Annotated in this window: 19 protein-coding genes and 1 tRNA gene; 15 read left to right on the top strand and 5 right to left on the bottom strand. The window is 69.4% G+C overall.

The genetic code is table 11. The annotated features are described in order from the left end of the window. A partial coding sequence (locus tag AB4Z01_RS32640) for a hypothetical protein (protein ID WP_441700511.1) occupies window positions 1-1314 on the bottom strand: 1314 nt, incomplete at its 3' end. A gap of 118 nt (window positions 1315-1432) precedes the next feature. Beyond that, window positions 1433-2065, bottom strand: a complete 633-nt coding sequence (locus tag AB4Z01_RS32645; RefSeq protein WP_441700513.1) for a LysE family translocator — start codon at window positions 2063-2065, stop codon at window positions 1433-1435. A gap of 120 nt (window positions 2066-2185) precedes the next feature. Between AB4Z01_RS32645 and AB4Z01_RS32650 the strand changes: the two genes are divergently transcribed. From AB4Z01_RS32650 to AB4Z01_RS32675, 6 genes are all read left to right on the top strand, one after another. After that, window positions 2186-2644 carry an Lrp/AsnC family transcriptional regulator gene (locus AB4Z01_RS32650; protein ID WP_441700515.1) on the top strand — a complete coding sequence of 153 codons (459 nt, stop codon included), beginning with the start codon at window positions 2186-2188 and terminating at the stop codon, window positions 2642-2644. 81 nt (window positions 2645-2725) lie between these two features. Next, the gene (locus AB4Z01_RS32655; RefSeq protein ID WP_441700517.1) at window positions 2726-4690 is read left to right on the top strand and encodes an acetyl-CoA carboxylase biotin carboxylase subunit; all 1965 of its coding nucleotides are present in this window, start codon (window positions 2726-2728) and stop codon (window positions 4688-4690) included. 16 nt (window positions 4691-4706) lie between these two features. Then, complete coding sequence (locus AB4Z01_RS32660) at window positions 4707-5009, top strand: hypothetical protein (protein WP_441700519.1); 303 nt, start codon at window positions 4707-4709, stop codon at window positions 5007-5009. After that, window positions 5006-5476, top strand: a complete 471-nt coding sequence (locus AB4Z01_RS32665) for a hypothetical protein (protein ID WP_441700521.1) — start codon at window positions 5006-5008, stop codon at window positions 5474-5476. Before AB4Z01_RS32660 ends, AB4Z01_RS32665 begins: the two co-directional genes overlap by 4 nt. Further along, window positions 5473-5760 carry an acylphosphatase gene (locus AB4Z01_RS32670; RefSeq protein WP_441700522.1) on the top strand — a complete coding sequence of 96 codons (288 nt, stop codon included), beginning with the start codon at window positions 5473-5475 and terminating at the stop codon, window positions 5758-5760. Before AB4Z01_RS32665 ends, AB4Z01_RS32670 begins: the two co-directional genes overlap by 4 nt. Then, window positions 5745-6158 carry an NUDIX domain-containing protein gene (locus tag AB4Z01_RS32675; protein WP_441700524.1) on the top strand — a complete coding sequence of 138 codons (414 nt, stop codon included), beginning with the start codon at window positions 5745-5747 and terminating at the stop codon, window positions 6156-6158. Before AB4Z01_RS32670 ends, AB4Z01_RS32675 begins: the two co-directional genes overlap by 16 nt. Here AB4Z01_RS32675 and AB4Z01_RS32680 read toward each other — a convergent pair. Next, window positions 6155-7693, bottom strand: coding sequence for an ABC-F family ATP-binding cassette domain-containing protein (locus AB4Z01_RS32680; RefSeq protein WP_441700526.1), 1539 nt, complete (start codon window positions 7691-7693; stop codon window positions 6155-6157). The two genes, AB4Z01_RS32675 and AB4Z01_RS32680, sit on opposite strands and share 4 nt — an antisense overlap. 47 nt (window positions 7694-7740) lie before the next feature. Here AB4Z01_RS32680 and AB4Z01_RS32685 point away from each other — a divergent pair, with 47 nt between their 5' ends. Together AB4Z01_RS32685 and AB4Z01_RS32690 are read left to right on the top strand one after the other, a co-directional pair. Next, window positions 7741-8235, top strand: coding sequence for a type II toxin-antitoxin system CcdA family antitoxin (locus tag AB4Z01_RS32685; protein ID WP_441700528.1), 495 nt, complete (start codon window positions 7741-7743; stop codon window positions 8233-8235). Beyond that, a complete protein-coding gene (locus AB4Z01_RS32690; protein WP_441700530.1) occupies window positions 8235-8537 on the top strand; it encodes a CcdB family protein in 303 nt (100 codons plus the stop codon). Before AB4Z01_RS32685 ends, AB4Z01_RS32690 begins: the two co-directional genes overlap by 1 nt. A 1-nt stretch (window position 8538) precedes the next feature. On the opposite strand, the gene lipB is transcribed toward AB4Z01_RS32690, so the two are convergent. After that, the gene (lipB, locus tag AB4Z01_RS32695) at window positions 8539-9216 is read right to left on the bottom strand and encodes a lipoyl(octanoyl) transferase LipB (protein WP_441700532.1); all 678 of its coding nucleotides are present in this window, start codon (window positions 9214-9216) and stop codon (window positions 8539-8541) included. Between the two features lie 87 nt (window positions 9217-9303). Between lipB and AB4Z01_RS32700 the strand changes: the two genes are divergently transcribed. The 3 genes from AB4Z01_RS32700 to mgtE all read left to right on the top strand — a co-directional run bounded on the left by AB4Z01_RS32700 (window position 9304) and on the right by mgtE (window position 13255). Then, window positions 9304-9390: transfer RNA gene (locus AB4Z01_RS32700), tRNA-Leu, on the top strand. Between the two features lie 132 nt (window positions 9391-9522). After that, a complete protein-coding gene (locus AB4Z01_RS32705) occupies window positions 9523-11859 on the top strand; it encodes an NADP-dependent malic enzyme (RefSeq protein ID WP_441700534.1) in 2337 nt (778 codons plus the stop codon). Between the two features lies 1 nt (window position 11860). Then, entirely contained in the window at window positions 11861-13255 is a 1395-nt protein-coding gene (gene mgtE / locus AB4Z01_RS32710; protein ID WP_441700536.1) for a magnesium transporter, read from the top strand. A 48-nt stretch (window positions 13256-13303) separates the two neighbouring features. Here the strand turns inward: mgtE and AB4Z01_RS32715 are convergent, their stop codons facing one another. Beyond that, window positions 13304-13660, bottom strand: a complete 357-nt coding sequence (locus tag AB4Z01_RS32715) for a hypothetical protein (RefSeq protein ID WP_441700538.1) — start codon at window positions 13658-13660, stop codon at window positions 13304-13306. Window positions 13661-14332: 672 nt separating this feature from the next. On the opposite strand from AB4Z01_RS32715, the gene AB4Z01_RS32720 reads away from it, so the two are divergent. The 4 genes from AB4Z01_RS32720 to AB4Z01_RS32735 form a co-directional block, all read left to right on the top strand. Further along, the gene (locus tag AB4Z01_RS32720; RefSeq protein ID WP_441700539.1) at window positions 14333-16837 is read left to right on the top strand and encodes a calcium-binding protein; all 2505 of its coding nucleotides are present in this window, start codon (window positions 14333-14335) and stop codon (window positions 16835-16837) included. Between the two features lie 171 nt (window positions 16838-17008). Beyond that, entirely contained in the window at window positions 17009-18181 is a 1173-nt protein-coding gene (locus AB4Z01_RS32725; protein WP_441700541.1) for an isovaleryl-CoA dehydrogenase, read from the top strand. A gap of 94 nt (window positions 18182-18275) precedes the next feature. Beyond that, window positions 18276-19268, top strand: coding sequence for a BMP family protein (locus AB4Z01_RS32730; protein WP_441700543.1), 993 nt, complete (start codon window positions 18276-18278; stop codon window positions 19266-19268). Continuing rightward, window positions 19265-19935, top strand: a 671-nt coding sequence (locus AB4Z01_RS32735; RefSeq protein ID WP_441700545.1) for an ATP-binding cassette domain-containing protein, incomplete at its 3' end; no start/stop codon positions are given. The genes AB4Z01_RS32730 and AB4Z01_RS32735, both read left to right, overlap by 4 nt.

Genomic DNA, 19935 nt, shown 5'->3' on the forward strand with positions numbered 1-19935 from the left:
CGGCTGGGTCGTGCCGTCGGCCGGCGGTGTCGCCGGCGTGGCAGGTGCCGCCGGGGCGGCGGCATCCGGTGCCGCCGGCGCCGGGGCGGCTTGGCCGCTCTCCTGCTTCTGCCGCTCCGCCTCGACCGCCGCCATCTGCGTCTGGATGAAGGTGGCCAGCTTGCCCGAAGCGTCGTCCGCCAGCGCCTTTTCGGTCTCCAGCGCCTGGTGGAAGAAGGCGCTGTAGTAGTTGTCGTCGAGGGTGAAGACCAGCGACGCCGCGATCTTCTGCTGGTTCATGGTGCAGCTCAGCTCGGCGCGCTTGACGGCATAGGGGCCCTCGATCACGGCCGGCTGGTCGCTGCTCTGCCAATCGGTGCCGCAGACCGACTTCATGATCTCGAGGTAGCGCTTGGCGAACTGGTCGATCTCGACCGCATCGCCGCGCGGCTCCTGGTGCAGGCCGCCGACGACCTTGCCGTCGGTGCCGACCTGCCAGGCCTGGTTGATCTGCAGCGGGTCGCGCGGCAGCTTGCGCGGATCGGCGATGCCGACGTCCTTGATGCCGGCGCCGTTCAGGATGTCCTGCAGCGCGCCGACCGGCATGCCGAAGCCCTGTGCGCCGATCAGGGTGCGCGGGTCGCCGCCCTGCTGCTGGCCGCCCTGCTGCTGGCCGCCCTGCTGCTGGCCACCGGCACCGGCATTGCCCTGGGCCTGGGCGATCAGCTTGCGCGCGGTCTCGATGCAGTCCCGCAGCCCGCCGAGGGCGGCCCCGGTGCCGCTGAGCGCGAAGGTGAACTCGCCCTTCGGGGTGGTCACGATCGCCTTGCTGCCCTTGGCCAGCAGCTGGAACAGCTGGCCGTCCTGTCCGACCGGCAGGACATAGGCGACCGGGGAGACCGGAACGATGTCGAACTGCTTGTCATAGGCGGCATCGACCCGGATACGGCCCTTGCCCTTATCGGCTTCCTTCAGGCCCCAGTTCTGCTTCACGACGGCGACGTTGAACAGGTAGTTGGGGTTCAGCGTGAAGGCCAGCGTCAGCCCGCCATCATAGGGCTTCGACACGTCGCAATGGCTGAACTGCTGGTTCTGCGGGTTCGGAACGGCACCGCCCTTCCAGCCGCCGGCGTCGATCTTGAATTCCTTCGGCAGCGGAGCCTGCCGGCCCTGCGGTGCCGCCTGGGCCGGAGCCGCCTGAGCCGGTTGGGCAGCGGCAGGCGCCTCCGCCGGCTTCGCAGGCTGTGCCGGGGGCGCGGCCTGCTGCGCGATCGCCGGTGCGGCGAACAGGAGCGGGAGCAGCGCCGCGCCGGCGCGGAGGGTCGAAAAATTCATTACAGGACGCGTCCGTCTGATGTATCCGGGCGGGTCAGTCTCGAGCCTTTCCCGCAGGGCGGGCCACACTCGTCCAAGGCGGAGCGGCTTGTCAATCCGCCAGAACGAAACGCGGCGGCTACCAGCGCAGATACAGCGCCAGGAACATGTAGGCGGCGAAGGCCAGCAGCAGCACTCCGGCGACCCGGTCGATCCACAGCAGCGTCCGCGGCGTCAGCCGGCCGCCGGTGGCCGAGACGATGAAGCTCAGCGCCGTGAACCAGGAGGCGGACCCGACCAGCACGCCGGCGACCAGGATCAGGCCGGAGGCGATGGACAGCGTCTCCGCCAGCCCGACCGCGGTAAAAGCGGTGGCGAAGGTCAGGATCGTTATCGGATTGCTGAGGGTCAGCAGGAAGGCGGTGGCCACCGCCGCGACCTCGCTGCTCTCGGTCCGCCCGGTCTCCGGATCGCGCTCGATATGGCCGGCATGCAGCAGGGTGCGCACGGCCAGCACGGCCAGCACCGTGCCGCCGATCAGGTGCAGCGCGTCCTTCAGCGTGATCAGCCAGGCGCTCAGCGCCACCATGCCGAAGGCGGCGATCAGGCCGAACAGCCCGTCCGCGAAGGCGGCGCCGATGCCGGTCAGGATGCCGAAGCGGGTGCCGTGGATCAGCGTCCGGCGGATGCACAGGACACCGATCGGGCCGACCGGCGCGGCAATGGCGATGCCCAGCGCGATGCCTTTGGCGAACAGGAAGGGATCGGTCATCACGTGTGGGGTGCCGCCGGCCTCGTGTTACGTCGTGTTACAACAGAACGATCGCGAATGGTGGTTCGCCGGCCCTTCGATTAAACCAATGCGAGGTCGAAACCAACGGGGGCGATTCGGATGGACGTGAAACTCCGCCTCGATGCCATCGGTCGCACCCTGGTGCTGGCGCTGCAGGAGAACGCCCGCGCCAGCTATGCCGAGCTCGGCCGGCTGGTCGGCCTGTCGCCGCCGGCGGTGGCCGAGCGGGTGAAGCGGCTGGAGGATCAGGGCGTGATCAAGGGCTTCCGGGCCGAGGTCGACCGCGGCCGGCTCGGCTACGGCCTGTCCGCCTTCGTCCGGCTGCGCTGCCGGGCGGAGACGTTCCCGGCTGTCGAGGCCTTTGCCCGCACCGTGCCCGAGGTGGTGGAGTGTCACGAGGTCGCGGGCGAGGACGCCTATGTCTTCAAGCTGGTGGCCCGGTCGATCCAGCATCTCGACGAGATCCTGCTGCGCCTCGCCGCCTTCGGCGCCACCACCTCCTCGCTGATCCTGTCCTCGCCGGTCGCCGGCCGGGTGCTGCCGCCGGCGGGCGAGTGACCCCTCGACCGCTTTCCTGTTGCGGCGCGGCACGCCCGCGCCGCAATCTGCCCGCAATGGCCGACCGCCTCTGAAGGGACGATGTTCGACAAGATCCTGATCGCCAATCGCGGCGAGATCGCCTGCCGCGTCATCCGCACCGCGCGGCGCATGGGCATCAAGACCGTGGCCGTCTATTCCGAGGCCGATGCCGACGCGGTGCATGTCCGCATGGCCGACGAGGCGGTGCCGATCGGCCCGGCGCCCTCGGCCCAGTCCTATCTGGTGATCGACCGGATCGTCGAGGCATGCCGCGCCACCGGCGCCCAGGCGGTGCATCCCGGCTACGGCTTCCTGTCGGAGAATCCGCGCTTCTGCGCGGCGCTGGAGGCGGCAGGCATCGCCTTCATAGGCCCCGGCGTTCACGCCATCGAGGCGATGGGCGACAAGATCGAATCGAAGAAGCTGGCCCAGGCCGCCGGCGTCTCGACCGTGCCCGGCCATCTGGCGCCGATCCTGGACGAGGAGGAGGCGGTCGAAGTCTCCCGCCGCATCGGCTACCCGGTGATGATCAAGGCGTCGGCGGGCGGCGGCGGCAAGGGCATGCGCGTCGCCGGCAACGACGACGAGGCGCGCGAGGGCTTCCGCTCCGCCCGCAACGAGGCGCGCTCCGCCTTCGGCGACGACCGGGTCTTCGCCGAGAAGTTCATCGAGGAACCGCGGCACATCGAGATCCAGGTGCTGGCCGACGCGCACGGCAACACCGTCTATCTCGGCGAGCGCGAATGCTCGATCCAGCGCCGCCACCAGAAGGTGATCGAGGAGGCGCCGTCGCCCTTCGTCAACGAGGCGATGCGCCGGGCCATGGGGGCCGAGGCATGCGCCCTGGCCCGTGCGGTCGGCTACAAGTCGGCCGGCACGGTCGAGTTCATCGTCGGCGCCGACCGCTCCTTCTACTTCCTGGAGATGAACACCCGCCTTCAGGTCGAGCATCCGGTGACCGAGGCGGTGACCGGCCTCGACCTGGTCGAGCTGATGATCTGCATCGCCGCCGGCGAGGAGCTGCCGTTCCGGCAGGAAGATGTGCGGCTCGAGGGCTGGGCGGTCGAGGCCCGGGTCTATGCCGAGGATCCGCTGCGCGGCTTCCTGCCCTCGATCGGCCGGCTGACCCGATACCGCGCGCCGGAGGAGGGGCCGCAGGTCCGCGTCGACACCGGCGTCGAGGAGGGCGGCGAGATCTCGATGCATTACGACCCGATGATCGCCAAGCTGATCGGCATCGGCGCGAACCGGGACGCTGCCATCGCTGCGATCCGCAGCGCGCTGGACGGCTTCGTGATCCGCGGGGTCAACCACAATATCCCGTTCCTGGCGGCGCTGATGCACCATCCGCGCTTTATCGAAGGCCGGCTGACCACCCGCTTCATCGCCGAGGAGTTCCCGGACGGCTTCCAGGGCACCGCGCCGGCGGGCGAGGCCGCCGACCGCGTCGCCGCGCTTGGTGCCGCCCTGCTGCATCGGCAGGCTGTCCTGCGCGGCTCCGGGGCGACGGCGCGGGACTGGGTGCTGCGCGGCGCCCGGCAGAACCGGCCGGTGACGGTGGCGCCTGATGCCGATGGCTGGCGCGTGACTCTCGACGGCCGGTCCTTCGCCATCCAGGGGTATTGGCGCCCGGGCGAGACGCTGTTCGACGGCACGATCGACGGCACGCGGATGGTGGCGCAGGTCGACCGCCGCCCGGTGGGGCTGCGTCTGACCCATGCCGGTGGCGAGTCCGACCTGGTGCTGCTGACGCCACGCGCCGCGGCGCTGGCCGAGCTGATGCCGGTCAAGGCGCCGCCCGACATGTCGCGCTTTTTGYTGTCGCCGATGCCCGGCCTGCTGGTCTCGGTCGCGGTCGCCGCGGGCGACCCGGTGCGCGCCGGGCAGGAGCTGGCGGTGGTCGAGGCGATGAAGATGGAGAACATCCTGCGGGCCGAGCGCGACGGCGTCGTCGGGGCCCTGCACGCCAAGCCGGGCGACAGCCTGGCGGTCGATCAGAAGATCCTGGAATTCGCAGCGGCCTGAGGGCCGGGAGAGCGCCATGAACCGAACCCTCCGTATCGTCCTGCCGGTGCTGCTTCTGGCGGGCTGCGGCGACGGCTACATCCCGCCGGAGAATCCGGGGCCGCCGCCGCCGATCGCCTCGATCAAGGGCGACGACCTGCATCCACCGCCGGGCCCGACCGATCCGTTCATGATCCGGGTCGACGACCGGGCGATGGGCGCCTGGGCCGATTACTGCACCCGGATCAAGGACATGGCCGGCCCGAACCGCCCGCCGAGCGCGGAGAAGACGCGGATCGAAGGCGACCTGAAGAAATGCGAGGAGATCTTCGCCCAGTGAAAGCGGCCAACGACGAGAGCGAGACCCGCACGCGCTGGTTCGCCGACGTCATGGCCGGCCGCGGGACCGAGCGTCGAAACGATCTCGGCGTGGCGGTCGGCGACCACACCCAGGCGCTGCTGGTCGAGCTCGAGACCGTGTTCGGCGCCGGCGCCTGGGTCGCCAGCGTGATCCTGGCGGTCGCCGTGATCGAGGCGCATCTGCGCGAGCAGACGATCGCCTCCGGCCGGGTGATCGACCCCTATCTCAACGCCGGGGCGTTGTTCGCCGAGGCCGGGCTGGACGAGCGCTTCGACGTGCTGCGCCGGGCCCGCAACCGGGCGCTGCACGTCTCCGACCCGCCGACGCTGACGGTCGACATGCACTGGTTCGAGGCCGAGCGGCTGGAGGCCGAGGCACGCTTCGCCATCCGCCTGGTCGCCACTGCGCTGTATGGCGGCGCCCTGCCGGAGGAACCGGAGGAATGAGCGGGGAGCGCAAGGCGCTGTCGCTGCGCATCACCGGCCGGGTCCAGGGTGTCGGCTACCGCGCCTGGCTGGCCGGCCAGGCCGAAGCGGCCGGACTTGACGGCTGGGTGCGCAACCGCCGCGACGGCTCGGTCGAGGCGCTGCTGTCCGGCCCGGCCGAGGCGATCGACCGGGTGGCCGCCGCCTGCCGCCGCGGGCCGAGAATGGCGCTGGTGGACCGGATCCAGGTGGCGGAGGCGGAGTCGCCGGACCGTCCCGGTTTCGACCAATGGCCGACGCTGTGACCGGGGCTCCGCGGCTCGGCGTCGGCGCCTTCATCCGGGACGAGTCCGGCCGGCTGCTGCTGGTGCAGCGGCGGCGGGAGCCGGAGGCCGGGCATTGGGGCCTGCCCGGCGGCAAGGTCGATTTCGGCGAGACGGTCGAGGCGGCGGTGCGTCGTGAGATCGAGGAGGAACTGGGCGTCGTGCTGCGGCTCGACGGGTTGCTCTGCCTGGTCAACCAGATCGACCGGGCGGCCGGCAGCCATTGGGTGGCGCCGGTGTACCGCGCCGCCATCGCCGCCGGTGAGCCGGTCAACCGCGAGCCGGCGGCCCTGGCCGCGATCGGCTGGTTTGCCCTCGACGCCCTGCCGCAGCCGCTGACCCTCGCCACCCGCGTGGCGATCGAGGCGGCGTCGGCTTAGGCCGCGGCCGCCGCCCGCTCCAGGAACTCGTCCGGGCCGTCGACCTCGACCAGCCGGCGGTTGCGGATCTCCAGGTAACGCGTGCCGATGCCGCGCAGCATGCGCCGGTCATGGGTGACGAAGACGCAGGTCGTGTCGTCGCGCGACAGCAGATCCTCCAGCCGCTCCCGGCCGGCGATGTCCAGGTGGTTGGTCGGCTCGTCCAGCAGATAGATGTTGGGCTGGCGCAGCCGCAGCAGCAGGAAGGTGACGCGCAATTGCTCGCCGTAGCTGAGATTGGCGATCGGCGTCGCCTGCTTCTCGATCGGGATGCCGATATTGTGCAGCTCGCGCACCAACTCGGCGTCGCGCAGGGTCGAGGCCGCCTGCAGCGCCCGGTTCACCGGCATCTGCCGCGGCAGGTCGGACAGGTGCTGGTCGAGATAGCCCGGCCGCAGCTGCGGGTTGGCGGTGATCGACTGGCCCAGCGGCGCGTCGCCGGCGGCCGCCCGGGTGATCGCCGCCATCAGGTCGCGGATCAGATGCGACTTGCCGGTGCCGTTCAGGCCCAAGAGCGCGATGCGGTCGCCGCGGCGGATGAACTCCTGCTCGATGCGCAGCAGCTCGCGGCCGGTCTCGGTGCGCACGACATGGTCCTTCAGCCGCACCAGCGTGGCGCGCTGCACCTCGCTGCTGTCGAGGTTGATGTCTCGCCGGGTCTCGCGATGCGCCACCGTCGCCTCCGCCCGGCGCTGCTCGGCGCGGGACGCCACCGCCTTGGCACGCCGGGCCATGTCCGGGTTGTGGCCCTTCAGGTTGGACCAGATCGCCAGCCGCTTGGCGGCGCGCTCCAGCCGCTCGACCTCCTTCTCGTCGCGCTCGGCCTGCTGCAGCGCCGCCAGATCCTCGCGGATCAGCTCCTGCCGTGCCTGCGAGAAGGAGGTGCCATAGGTCCGCACCCGGTCGCCGCGCAGGATGATGGTGCGGCTGGTGACGCGGTCGAGGAATTCGCGGTCGTGCGAGACCAGGATGAAGGGCAGGCGCAGATGCTCGGTCAGCCAGCGCTCCAGCCGCATCACCTTGCCGACGTCGAGATGGTTGGTCGGCTCGTCCAGGATCAGCAGGTCGGGGTCGGCCAGCGTTGCCCGCGCCACCAGCAGCAGGCGCTGCCAGCCGCCGGACAGCGCGGCCACGGTCTGCGCGTGCCACAGCTCGGGCTCGATCCCGAGCTCGTCCAGCACCATGTCGGCGCGCCAGGCCTGCTCGTCCCGCGCCGCCTCGGGCAGGGCCGTCACCAGCGCCTCGTGCAGCGTCAGGGGCAGCAATTCGGCCGGCACCGCCTGCGGCACATGGCCGATCAGCAGGCCGCGTCGGCGCGCGATGCGGCCGCGGTCCAGCTCGATCTCGCCCAGCAGCGCCTGGATCAAGGTCGACTTGCCGCTGCCGTTGTCGCCGACCAGGCCGATCCGGTCGTCCGCGTGGATGGCGAAGCTGGCGTCCTGGAGCAGCGGCCGGCCGCCGATCTTGAGGGTGATGCCTTCGGCCTGGAGGAGCATGATGGGACTCGAGACGAACGCAGCGATCGGACCGGGGAGGGTATCAGATGCCCGATCGGAATAAGACGAAAGATCGTGACCCGAAGGATCCGGCCGACGAGGCCAAGCGCAAGGACGAGGCTGCGCGCTGGAAGGAGGAGAACGCTGAGGCGATCCGGAGCCACAACGAACGGGTGGAGCGGGAAGGCCTGACCTTGGAGAAGTATTGGCGACTTCGGGGTGATCGGCGTGGCGGAGTGTCTCCAGCGGAGTCAGGCAATCTTGTCATGCGCGCTGGGAATGCGCATACTGCGCCCATGATTCCGATCGACGAAATGCGCACTCCGCGCCGTGCGACCAATCTCAGCCTCTCGGCCGATGCGACCCGTCGCGCCAAGGAGTATGGCCTCAATATTTCCAGAATCGCCGAGGACGCAATAGTCGAGGCGGTCCGTCGGCATGAAGGCGAACTCTGGAAGGAGGAGAATGCCGAGGCGATTCGAAGCTACAACGAATGGGTGGCGGAAGAGGGCTTGCCCTTCGCGAAATTCCGGCAGTTCTGATGCGCTTCGACGTCCATCGCGTCGCGGGATCCGATGTGGCTCTCGCGCTGAAGGTTCAGTCGGAGTTCCACGATCATCTGGACACCTGCGTGGTCGTGCCGCTCATTCCCGTCGGTCGAACCAAGGTGAAGCCGGCGCGACGGCTGCAGCCCGTGTTCACCGTCGCCGGTCAGCCTTACGTTCTTGCTACGCCTGCGATGGCCTCGGTTCCTGTCAGTGATCTCGGAGATCGCGTCGGGTCACTGGCCGACCAGCACTCCGTGATCGTCGACGCCCTGGATTTCCTGCTCCAGGGCTTCTGACCTATCCCTCGAACACCTCGTCCCAGGCCTCGCGCATAGCCAGGTCGACATCCGCCATGGTCACCGGCAGGCCAAGATCGACCAGCGAGGTGACGCCGTATTGCGCCAGGCCGCAGGGCACGATGCCGGCGAAATGCGACAGGTCGGGGTCGACGTTCAGCGCCACGCCGTGGAAGGTCACCCAGTGCCGGATCCGCACCCCGATCGCGGCGATCTTCTTCTCGACTCCGTCACGCTCGACCCAGATGCCGACCCGGCCCTCGCGCCGCTCGCCCTTCACCTGGAACCGCGCCAGGGTGCGGATCAGCCACTCCTCCAGCGAATGGACATAGACGCGCACGTCGGGGTTGCGCCGCTTCAGGTCGACCATGACGTAGCCGACCCGCTGCCCCGGCCCGTGATAGGTGTACTGGCCGCCGCGGCCGGTGCGGTAGACCGGGAAGCGGTCGGGCGTCAGCAGGTCGGCGTCATGGGCGCTGGTGCCGGCAGTGTAGAGCGGCGGGTGCTCCAGCAGCCACACCAGCTCCGGCGCGGTGCCGGCGCGAATCGCCGCCACCCGGGCCTCCATCGCCGCCAGCGCCTCGGGGTAGGGCACGGCACCGTCGTCGATGCGCCAGTCGGGCGCGGCGCCGCCCGGGCCGGCGGTTTCGAGGTTGGCGGAGGACGGAATTGCGATCATCTCATCGGGCTGCTTGATCGGGCGCATCCGATCTGCTAATCCCCCCGCACCTCGGAAGGCAAGGCCCCTCGTGGGCGTGCCTGCCGTGCGGTCGTGGCGGAATTGGTAGACGCGCAGCGTTGAGGTCGCTGTGGGCTAACCCCCGTGGAAGTTCGAGTCTTCTCGACCGCACCATTCTTCGCAAGGCCCGCCCTCACCGGCGGGCCTTTCGCGCTTCTGGCGGGGCAGCCTCCCGACGCGGCCCTTCCGCCCGGGCGGAACGCTCCCTATAACGGGTCGACCCGTAACGCTGTCCCGGATCCCGCGATGTCCAGCGATCTGCGCGAAGCCGCGCTCGACTACCACCGCCTGCCGACGCCCGGAAAGATCGCGGTCACGCCGACCAAGCTGCTGGCGACGCAGCGCGACCTGGCGCTGGCCTATTCGCCGGGCGTCGCCGCGGCGTGCGAGGCGATCGTCGCCGATCCGGCCGAAGCGTCGCAGATGACCAGCCGCGCCAACCTCGTCGCCGTCATCACCAACGGCACGGCGGTGCTCGGCCTCGGCAACATCGGCCCGCTCGCCGCCAAGCCGGTGATGGAGGGCAAGGGCGTCCTGTTCAAGAAGTTCGCCGGCATCGACGTCTTCGACATCGAGGTCAACGAGACCGACCCGGACAAGCTGGTCGACATCATCGTGGCGTTGGAGCCGACCTTCGGCGGCATCAACCTCGAGGACATCAAGGCGCCGGAGTGCTTCGAGGTCGAATCGAAGGCCCGGGCCCGGATGAAGATCCCGGTCTTCCACGATGACCAGCACGGCACCGCCATCATCGTCGCCGCCGCCATCACCAACGGGCTGCGCGTCGTCGGCAAGGACCTGAAATCGGTCAAGCTGGTCACCTCCGGCGCCGGCGCCGCGGCGCTGGCCTGCCTCGACCTGCTGGTCGATATGGGCCTGCCGATCGAGAACATCTGGGTCACCGACATCGCCGGCGTGGTCTGGGACGGCCGCAACGAGCTGATGGACCCGCGCAAGCAGCGCTATGCCCGCAAGACCGAGGCGCGGACCCTGGCCGAGGTGATCGGCGAGGCCGACATCTTCCTCGGCCTGTCGGCGCCGCGGGTGCTGACCGCCGAGATGGTCAAGCGCATGGCCGACCGGCCGATCATCATGGCGCTGGCCAACCCGACGCCGGAGATCATGCCGGAGGAGGTCAAGGCCATCCGCCCCGACGCGGTGATGGCCACCGGCCGGTCGGACTATCCGAACCAGGTCAACAACGTCCTGTGCTTCCCCTTCATCTTCCGCGGCGCGCTCGACGTCGGCGCCACCGCGATCAACGAGGCGATGAAGATCGCCGCGGTACAGGCCATCGCCGACCTGGCGATGCAGGAGGGGTCGGACATCGTCGCCACCGCCTATGGCGACCAGCAGCTCAGCTTCGGCCCCGAATACCTGATCCCGAAGCCGTTCGACCCGCGGCTGATCATCAAGATCGCGCCGGCGGTGGCGAAGGCGGCGATGGAGTCTGGCGTTGCCACCCGGCCGATCACCGATTTCGCCGCCTATGTCGGCAAGCTGGAGGAGTTCGTGTTCCGCTCCGGCCTGGTGATGCGGCCGGTGTTCACCCTGGCGAAGGCGGAGCCCAAGCGCGTCGTCTATGCCGAGGGCGAGGACGAGCGGGTGCTGCGCGCGGTCCAGATCGTGCTCGACGACCAGCTGGCCAAGCCGATCCTGATCGGCCGCCGCGGCGTGGTCGAGCGCCGGATCGAGAAGCTGGGCTTGCGGCTTAAGCTCGACCGCGACGTCGATCTGGTCGATCCCGAGAGCGACCCGCGCTACACCGAATACTGGCGCCTGTACCACCAGCTGCTGGCCCGGCGCGGCGTCTCGCCCGACGTCGCCCGCACCGTGGTGCGCACCAACTCGACCGTGATCGCGGCGCTGATGGTGCAGAAGCAGGAAGCCGACGCCATGGTCTGCGGCAGCTACGGCCCGTACCGGCCGCATCTGCGCGATGTGCTCAGCGTCATCGGCCTGGCGCCGGGGGTCACCACCCCGGCGGCGCTCAGCGCCCTGGTGCTGCCGCGCGGCACCTTCTTCCTGGCCGACACCTACATCACCCCGGACCCGACGCCGGAGCAGATCGCCGAGACCACGCTGCTGGCGGCGGAGGAGATCCGGCGCCTCGGCATCGTGCCGAAGGTGGCGCTGCTGTCGCATTCCAACTTCGGCACCATGGACGGGCCGTCGCCGGTGAAGATGCGCCACGCCCTGTCGCTGATCCGCGAGCGGGCGCCGGCCCTCGAGGTCGAGGGCGAGATGCATGCCGACGCCGCGCTGTCGGAGGAGGTCCGCCAGCGGATCTTCCCGGACAGCAAGCTGACCGGCAGCGCCAACCTGCTGGTGCTGCCCTCGCTCGACGCCGCCAACATCGCCTTCAACATGCTGAAGGTGCTGGGCGAGGCGATCTCGATCGGCCCGATGCTGCTCGGCGTCGCCCGGCCGGCGCATATCGTCACCCCCTCGGTGACGGTGCGCGGCTTGGTCAACATCACCGCGATCGCCACCGTCGACGCCCAGCTGGCGGGGGCGGTGTGCCCGATCGACGCCCATGCCCGGCAGGCGTCGCACGTGGCGCTCGAAGCCCTGTCGGTGTGAGGTGACGGCGGCGCCCGAAGGGGACAAGGCGCCGGCCGAGGTCCAGGAATACGGCCTGCCGTCCGGCTTCGTGCAGGGGATCGAGGAGGCGCTGGACGACCACCGCCTCGCCGAGGTGGAGGAGCGGCTGGCGCCGCTCCACTCCGCCGACCTGGCGGCGCTGATCGAGGCGCTGCATCCGGACGACCGGCGCGTCGTCGTCGGGCTGATCCGGGTCCAGCTCACCACCGACGCCGAGGCGCTGGCCTGGCTGAACGAGGACGTCCGCCAGGAGGTGCTGGATCTGCTTGGGCCGCAGGACGTCGCGGCGGCGCTGCAGGAGCTCGATTCCGACGATGCCCTGGCCCTGATCGAGACCCTCGACCAGGGCGAGCGCGACGCGGTCCTGGCCAATGTCCCAGCGGCGGAGCGCCGGGTCCTGCTCGAAGGGCTGGACTTCCCGGAGTACTCCGCCGGCCGGCTGATGCAGCGCGAGCTGGTGTCGGTGCCGGACTACTGGACGGTCGGCAAGACCATCGACTGGCTGCGCACCGCCGAGGACCTGCCGGACGAGTTCTACAGCCTGTTCCTGGTCGACGTGCACGGCAACCCCAGCGGCCAGCTGCCGCTGTCGCGCTTCCTGCGCGGCCGGCGGCCGGCGAAGCTGGCCGAGCTGGGGCTGGAGGACATCCACCCGATCCCGGCGGAGATGGACCAGGAGGAGGTGGCGCTGCTGTTCCGGCGCTACGCCATGGTCTCGGCGCCGGTGGTCGACCGCAATGGCAAGCTGCTCGGCGTCATCACCCTCGACGACGTGGTCGACGTCATCGACGAGGAGGCGGAGCAGGACATCTTCCGCCTCGGCGGCATCGGCGAGCAGAGCGATCTGTACCGCGATGTCGCCGCCACCACCCGCTCGCGCTTCTCCTGGCTCTTCGTCAACCTGCTGACCGCAGTCCTGGCCTCGTCGGTGATCGGCCTGTTCGAGGACGTGATCAGCAGGGTGGTGGCGCTGGCCGTGCTGATGCCGATCGTCGCCTCGATGGGCGGCAATGCCGGCACCCAGACGCTGACCGTGGCGGTGCGGGCCCTGGCGATGCGCGAGCTGACCGACAGCAACGCCGCCCGCATCCTGTGGAAGGAGGTGCTGGTCGGCGTGATCAACGGCCTGCTGTTCGCGGCGATCGCCGGCGGCGTGGTGTGGCTGTGGTTCGGGGATCCGCGCCTGGCGGTGGTGATCGGCGCCGCCATGATCATCAACCTGCTGGCGGCGGCCTTCTCGGGCACCGTGATCCCGCTGGCGATGCAGCGCTTCGGGATCGATCCGGCGGTGTCCAGCGCCGTGTTCCTGACCACCGTCACCGACGTGGTCGGATTCTTCGCCTTCCTTGGACTGGCGGCGCTGATCCTGCTCTGACGCCACCCCATCCCGCGGGCTGCGGGATGGGGCTCGATCCGGATCCGCTCAGGCCGTGCCGACCGTGCCGGCGATGCTGGCGCTCTTGGCCTCGCGCGCGGTCTTGATCACGTTGTTGGCGATGTTGACCGCCGGGATCGTCAGATTCTGGCCGCCCGGCACGCCCCGGGTCAGGTGCTCGACGAGCTCCTTCACCTTCTCTTCACTGATCGTTTCGACGCCCGGCAGCAGCGCGATCAGGGCCGCCAGCCCGACCACCTGGCCGAAGCGCAGGTCGCTGGCCACCGCCAGCTTCTTCAATGCCTCGCGCAGATCGGCTTCGCTGATACCTGTGGATTCCACGCTCAATATGCCCTCCCTCACCGGATCCGGGTCTATGCGCAATTGCAGTGCATAGCCCGTCATGGATACTCAGGGTTGTACGAGGCGATCCCGGCCGATGTCCAGCCGTTCTCACGGAACCTGGCGATTCTACCTTGCCCGTCCCGGCAATGCGACCATCGCCTCGCGGCTCGGCTCGCCCCGGTCGGAGTCGCGATCCCGCGAGTGCGACAGATCAGCGGCAGTCGTCGGACTGCCGTCGCCAGATCCCGGCTCCTCGGCCGCGCCCTCCGGGCAAGCAATGCCGCAGGCGCGCGCCGCGGCGGCAAGAAATGGCAAATGCAGGCCGGTTGTCGCGGACGCCGCGGGGTCGGGATTTTTTGCGGCGTTCCCGCTGATTCGCGTCGGCTGGTGCCGTCGCCCGGACTGCCGGCGCGATTCGGGACGGGCCGCATCCGTTCGGTCCTGTCGGGCTAAAGGGTTCCTTTTCGCAGGAAGCTGTCTCGCTTGGATTTCAGATCGAAATAAAATTATTAACTCAAGTAATTAAATATCGACCCAAAGGAAATGATGGAACCTGTCTTGGAGACAGAGTTTATGTGGCTCCAAATTCATCCGTCTATTTCGTGATGGGAAAGTAAAAAACGGGAATTTCCATGGACAGCCCTATCGTTTTTTGCCTGAATGCCGGCTGGCTAGCCCTGTGGGCGGCGGCCGGGCTGTCGGCTTGGCAAGGGTTTCTTGGAGGAGGAAAGCATGGGTCTTCTTGACGGCCTGCTCGGAGATGACGGGTTGCTCGGCGGTCTGCTGGGCAATGACGGTCTCCTCGGCGGCCTGCTCGGCAGCGACGGCCTTCTGGGCGGGCTGCTCGGCGATGACGGTCTGCTCGGAGGTCTTCTGGGCGAAGATGCTCTCGGCGGCGTCATCGGCACAGTGAAGAGCGTTCTGGGCTCTCTGGACGGGTTGGTTTTCGGCGGCTCCGAGGCTGATGGGCTTCTCAGCGGCGTCTTCGGCCTGGTCGACGGGCTGCTCAACGGCCTGCTCGGCGGCGATCTGCTCGGCGGCGCGCTGGGCGGCGACCTGCTCGGCTCGGTCGAAGATCTGCTGAGCGGCATCCTGCACGGCGACCTGCTGGGCAGCGTCACCGGCGGCTTGCTTGAGTCGGTGAGCGGCCTGCTCGGCGGCATCCTCAGCGGCGATGTGCTCGGCGGCGTCCTGAGCCTCGATCTGGGCAGCGTCGTCGGCGGCCTGCTTGAGACGGTTCAGGGCCTGCTCGGCGGCATCCTCAGCGGCGACCTGCTCGGCGGCGACCTGCTGGGCGGCGATCTGCTCGGTGGCGTGCTTGGGACGGTCGGCGACCTGCTGAACGGCCTGCTCGGCGGCGATCTGCTCGGTGGCGACCTGCTTGGCGGTCTCCTCGGCGGCGACCTGCTCGGCGGCCTGCTCGGCACGGTGAACGACCTGCTCGGCGGCATCCTCGGCGGCGACCTGCTCGGTGGCGACCTGCTGGGCGGCGATCTGCTCGGCGGCGTGGTCGGTCTGGTCCAGGGCCTGCTGGGTGGCGTTCTCGGCGGCGATGATCTGCTCGGCGGCCTGCTTGGTGGCGTGCTGGGCGGCGAAGACCTGCTGGGCGGCCTGATCGGCGCAGTCGAGGGCGTTGTCAACGGCCTGCTCGGCGGCGATCTGCTGGGCGGCGACCTGCTGGGCGGCCTGCTCGGCTCGGTCGGCGATCTGCTGAACGGCCTGCTGGGCGGTGACCTGCTCGGCGGCGTCGGCGGCGGCATCCTCGACGGCGATCTGCTGGGCGGCCTGCTCGGCACGGTGACCGACCTGCTCAACGGTGTTCTCGGTGGCGACCTGCTGGGCGGCGACCTGCTCGGCAGCATCACCGGCGTGCTCGGCGACCTGCTGGGCGGCGACCTGCTGGGCGGCGCGCTCAGCGGCGATCTGCTGGGCGGCGTGCTCGGCACGGTCGAGAACCTGCTCGGCGGCCTGCTGGGTGGCAACCTGCTGGGCGGCGACCTGCTGGGCGGCGTGCTCGGCACGGTCACCGGCCTGCTCGACGGCCTGCTCGGCGGCGACATCCTGGGCGGCACCCTCGGCGGCCTCGATCTCGGCAACGTCGGCGGCTTGGTCGAGGGCATCCTCGGCGGCGTGCTGGCGACGGTCGAGGGCGTGGTCGGCGGCCTGCTCGGCGGCGACGGTCTCGGCGGCATCATCGATCTCGACGGCCTGCTGGGCAGCCTGCTCGGCGGCGGCGTCGGCCTCGAGGCTGCGCTCGACACCATCCTGTCGTCGCTCGGCGATGCGGTGTTCAGCATCGATGTCAGCGGCCTGACCAATGTCGGTCCGCTCGGCGTCGTCGGCGGCCTGCTGAGCTCGGTCCTGAACGTTGTCGCGCTGGGGTCCAACTCGCTGGCCAACATCGTCGGTGACGCGGTCGGCTCGGCCGACAACATCCACGGCACCGTCAATGCCGACATCCTGAACGGCTATCTCGGCAACGACATCATCCATGGTGGTGCCGGTGCCGACCGTATCGCCGGCGGCACGGGCAGCGACCTGCTCTGGGGTGATGCCGGCAACGACGTCATCACTGGTGGTCTGGGCAATGACCAGCTCTCCGGTGGTGCGGGTGCCGACATCATGATCGGCGGCATCGGCAACGACGTCTACTATGTCGAGAACTACGGCGATCGGGTGCAGGAACTGGCGAATGGCGGCACCGATCAGGTGTTCTCGTCCATCGATTTCGCCTTGTCTGCCAATACCGAGATCCTGACGCTCACCGGCACGGCGCGGAACGGGCTCGGCAACGAGCTGAACAACCGCCTGATCGGCAACGATGCCGTCAACGGCCTCAGCGGCGGCGCGGGTAATGACGTCCTCGACGGCAAGGGCGGCAATGACGTCCTCGACGGGAATTGGGGGACCGACACCCTGACCGGCGGCGCCGGTGCCGACACCTTCCGGTTCCAGGGGATCACGCAGAGCGTGGTCGGCGCGGGCCGGGACGTGATCACCGACTTCAGCCACAGCCAGGGCGACAAGATCGACCTGCACTTCATCGACGCCAGCACCAAGGCGGCCGGCGACCAGGCCTTCACCTTCATCGGTGGGGCCAACTTCACCGGCGTGGCGGGGCAGTTGCACTTCCAGGGCGGGATCCTGAGCGGCGACATCAACGGCGACGGCCGTGCCGACTTCGAGGTCCAGGTCAAGGGTGCGGCCTCCCTGGTGATCGGCGACTTCGTGCTCTGATCGGCTTCGGCCGATCGGGGGGATCGGCCCGGACGCCTGGCCCACGGGCGTCCGGGACCCCGATCCACCAGTGAGAGCAAGCCCCGCGACGCTCCGGCATCGCGGGGCTTTTCTTTTGCGGCAACGGCTGCGCTACAGTGCCGGTAAACAGCCGCACGGGAGCGACGCCCCATGATCCCCAATGAGCCGCAAGGCCTCGATTTCATGCTCGGCGACACCGCCGACATGCTGCGCGATTCAGTGCGCGGCTTCGCCGAGGCGGAGATCGCGCCGCGCGCCGCCGACATCGACCGCGACAACCAGTTCCCGATGGACCTGTGGTGCAAGATGGGCGACCTCGGCGTCCTCGGCGTCACGGTGGGAGAGGAGTATGGCGGCGCCGGCATGGGCTATCTCGAGCACATCGTGGCGATGGAGGAGATCTCCCGCGCCTCGGCCTCGGTCGGCCTGTCCTACGGCGCCCACTCCAACCTCTGCGTCAACCAGATCAAGCTGAACGGCACGGCGGAGCAGAAGCGCCGCTACCTGCCGAAGCTGGTGGCGGGCGAGCATGTCGGCGCCCTGGCGATGTCGGAGCCGGGCGCCGGCTCCGACGTCGTCGGCATGAAGCTGAAGGCCGAGAAGACGGGCGATCGCTATGTCCTCAACGGCACCAAGATGTGGATCACCAACGGCCCCGACGCCGACACGCTGGTGGTCTACGCCAAGACCGATCCGGCGGCCGGGCCGCGCGGCATCACCGCCTTCCTGGTCGAGAAGGGGTTCAAGGGCTTCTCTACGGCGCAGAAGCTCGACAAGCTCGGCATGCGCGGCTCCAACACCTGCGAGCTGGTGTTCCAGGATTGCGAGGTCCCGGAGGAGAACGTGCTCGGCCGGGTCGGCGAGGGCGTGCGCGTGCTGATGAGCGGCCTGGACTACGAACGCACGGTGCTGGCCGCCGGCCCGCTCGGCATCATGCAGGCCTGCCTCGACATCGTCCTGCCCTATGTCCGCGACCGCAGGCAGTTCGGCCGCGCAATCGGCGAGTTCCAGCTGATGCAGGGCAAGGTGGCCGACATGTATGTCGCCCTCAACGCCAGCCGTGCCTATGTCTACGCCGTCGGCCAGGCCTGCGACCGAGGCCGGGTGACCCGGCAGGATTCGGCCGGCGCCATCCTCTACGCCGCTGAGAAGGCGACCTGGATGGCGCTGCAGGCGATCCAGGCGCTCGGCGGCAACGGCTACATCAACGACTTCGCCACGGGACGCCTGCTGCGCGACGCCAAGCTCTACGAGATCGGCGCCGGCACCTCCGAGGTCCGCCGCATGCTGATCGGCCGTGAGGTGATCGGGCTGAAGGGGTAGGGCGGCCCTGCCATCACCCCTGGCAGTTGCACCCCGCGCCGGTTTCTGCACACTTGACCGGCTGGTCAGAAAATCAAGAACCAAGGGGGCATTCATGCAGGGACGATGGGGTCGCCGGGCGCTGCTCGGCGCGGCGGTGGCGCTGCTCGGGGCCGCGGCGCTGCCGCAGGCCCGGGCGGCGGACAAGCTGGCCGTGGCGGCGGTCTACACCGTGCCGGTCGAGCAGCAATGGGTCAGCCGCATCCACAAGGCGCTGAAGGCGGCGCAGGAGCGTGGCGAGATCGACTACGTCTATTCCGAGAACACCTCGAACACCGATTATGAGCGCGTCATGCGCGAATATGCCGAGGGTGGCCGGAAGCTGATCATCGGCGAGGCTTTCGGTGTCGAGCGCGGCGCCCGGGCGGTGGCCAAGGACTATCCCGACACCGCCTTCCTGATGGGTTCCAGCCTGCCGCCGGCCGAGCCGAACTTCGCGGTCTTCGACAACTACATCCAGGACGCCTCCTACCTCACCGGCATGGTCGCCGGGCTGAAGACCAAGTCGAACAAGATCGGCATGGTCGGCGGCTACCCGATCCCGGAGGTCAACCGGCTGATGCACGCCTTCATGGCGGGGGCGCTGGAGGTCAACCCGCAGGTCAAGTTCTCGATCACCTTCATCGGCTCCTGGTACGACCCGCCCAAGGCCAAGGAGGCAGCCTTCGCCATGATCGATGCCGGCGCCGACGTGCTGTATGCCGAGCGCTACGGCGTCTCCGACGCGGCGAAGGAGCGCAAGGTCCTGGCCATCGGCAACGTCATCGACACCCAGTCGGAATATCCCGGTACGGTGGTGGCCAGCGCGCTGTGGCACATGGAGCCGACCATCGACCGCGCCCTCAAGGCGGTCGCCGGCGGCAGCTTCAAGGCCGAGGATTACGGCCCGTACAGCGCCATGAAGGCGGGCGGCGCCACGCTGGCCCCGCTCGACCCCAAGCTGGTCGACCAGGCGATCATCGACAAGGTGGCCGCGCGGCAGAAGGAGATCGAAAGCGGCGCCGTCACGGTCAAGGTCGACGACAGCGAGCCGAAGCCGACGCTGTGACGCCGAGCTCCGATCCGGTTGATGCTGCGCCGGCCCTGCGCCTGCGCGGCATCACCAAGCGCTTCGGCAGCCTCCTCGCCAATGACGGCATCGACCTCGATCTCGCTTGCGGCGAGGTGCTGGCGCTGCTCGGCGAGAACGGCGCCGGCAAGACCACGCTGATGAGCATCCTGTTCGGCCATTACGTGGCCGATGCCGGGACGGTGGAGGTGGCGGGGCCGGCCGGCGCGCTGCAGCCGCTGCGCCCGGGCTCGCCCCAGGCGGCGCTGGCGGCCGGCATCGGCATGGTGCACCAGCACTTCGCCCTGGCCGACAATCTCAGCGTCTTCGACAACATCGTGCTCGGCTCGCAGCCGCTGTGGCGCCCGGCGCTGCGGCGGCGCCAGGCGCGAACGAAGCTGGCGGCGCTGATCCAGGCCTCCGGCCTGGCCGTGCCGCTCGACGCGATGGTGTCCGGCCTCTCGGTCGGCGAGCGGCAGCGGGTCGAGATCCTGAAGGCGCTGTACCGCGACGCCCGGATCCTGATCCTGGACGAGCCGACGGCGGTGCTGACGCCGCAGGAAGCCGACGGGCTGTTCGCGGTGCTGCGCCGGCTGGCGGGGCAGGGGCTCGGCATCGTCTTCATCTCGCACAAGCTGACCGAGGTGCTGGCGATCAGCCGCCGCGT

The organism is Inquilinus sp. YAF38 (assembly GCF_052113205.1).
Lineage (GTDB): Bacteria > Pseudomonadota > Alphaproteobacteria > DSM-16000 > Inquilinaceae > Inquilinus.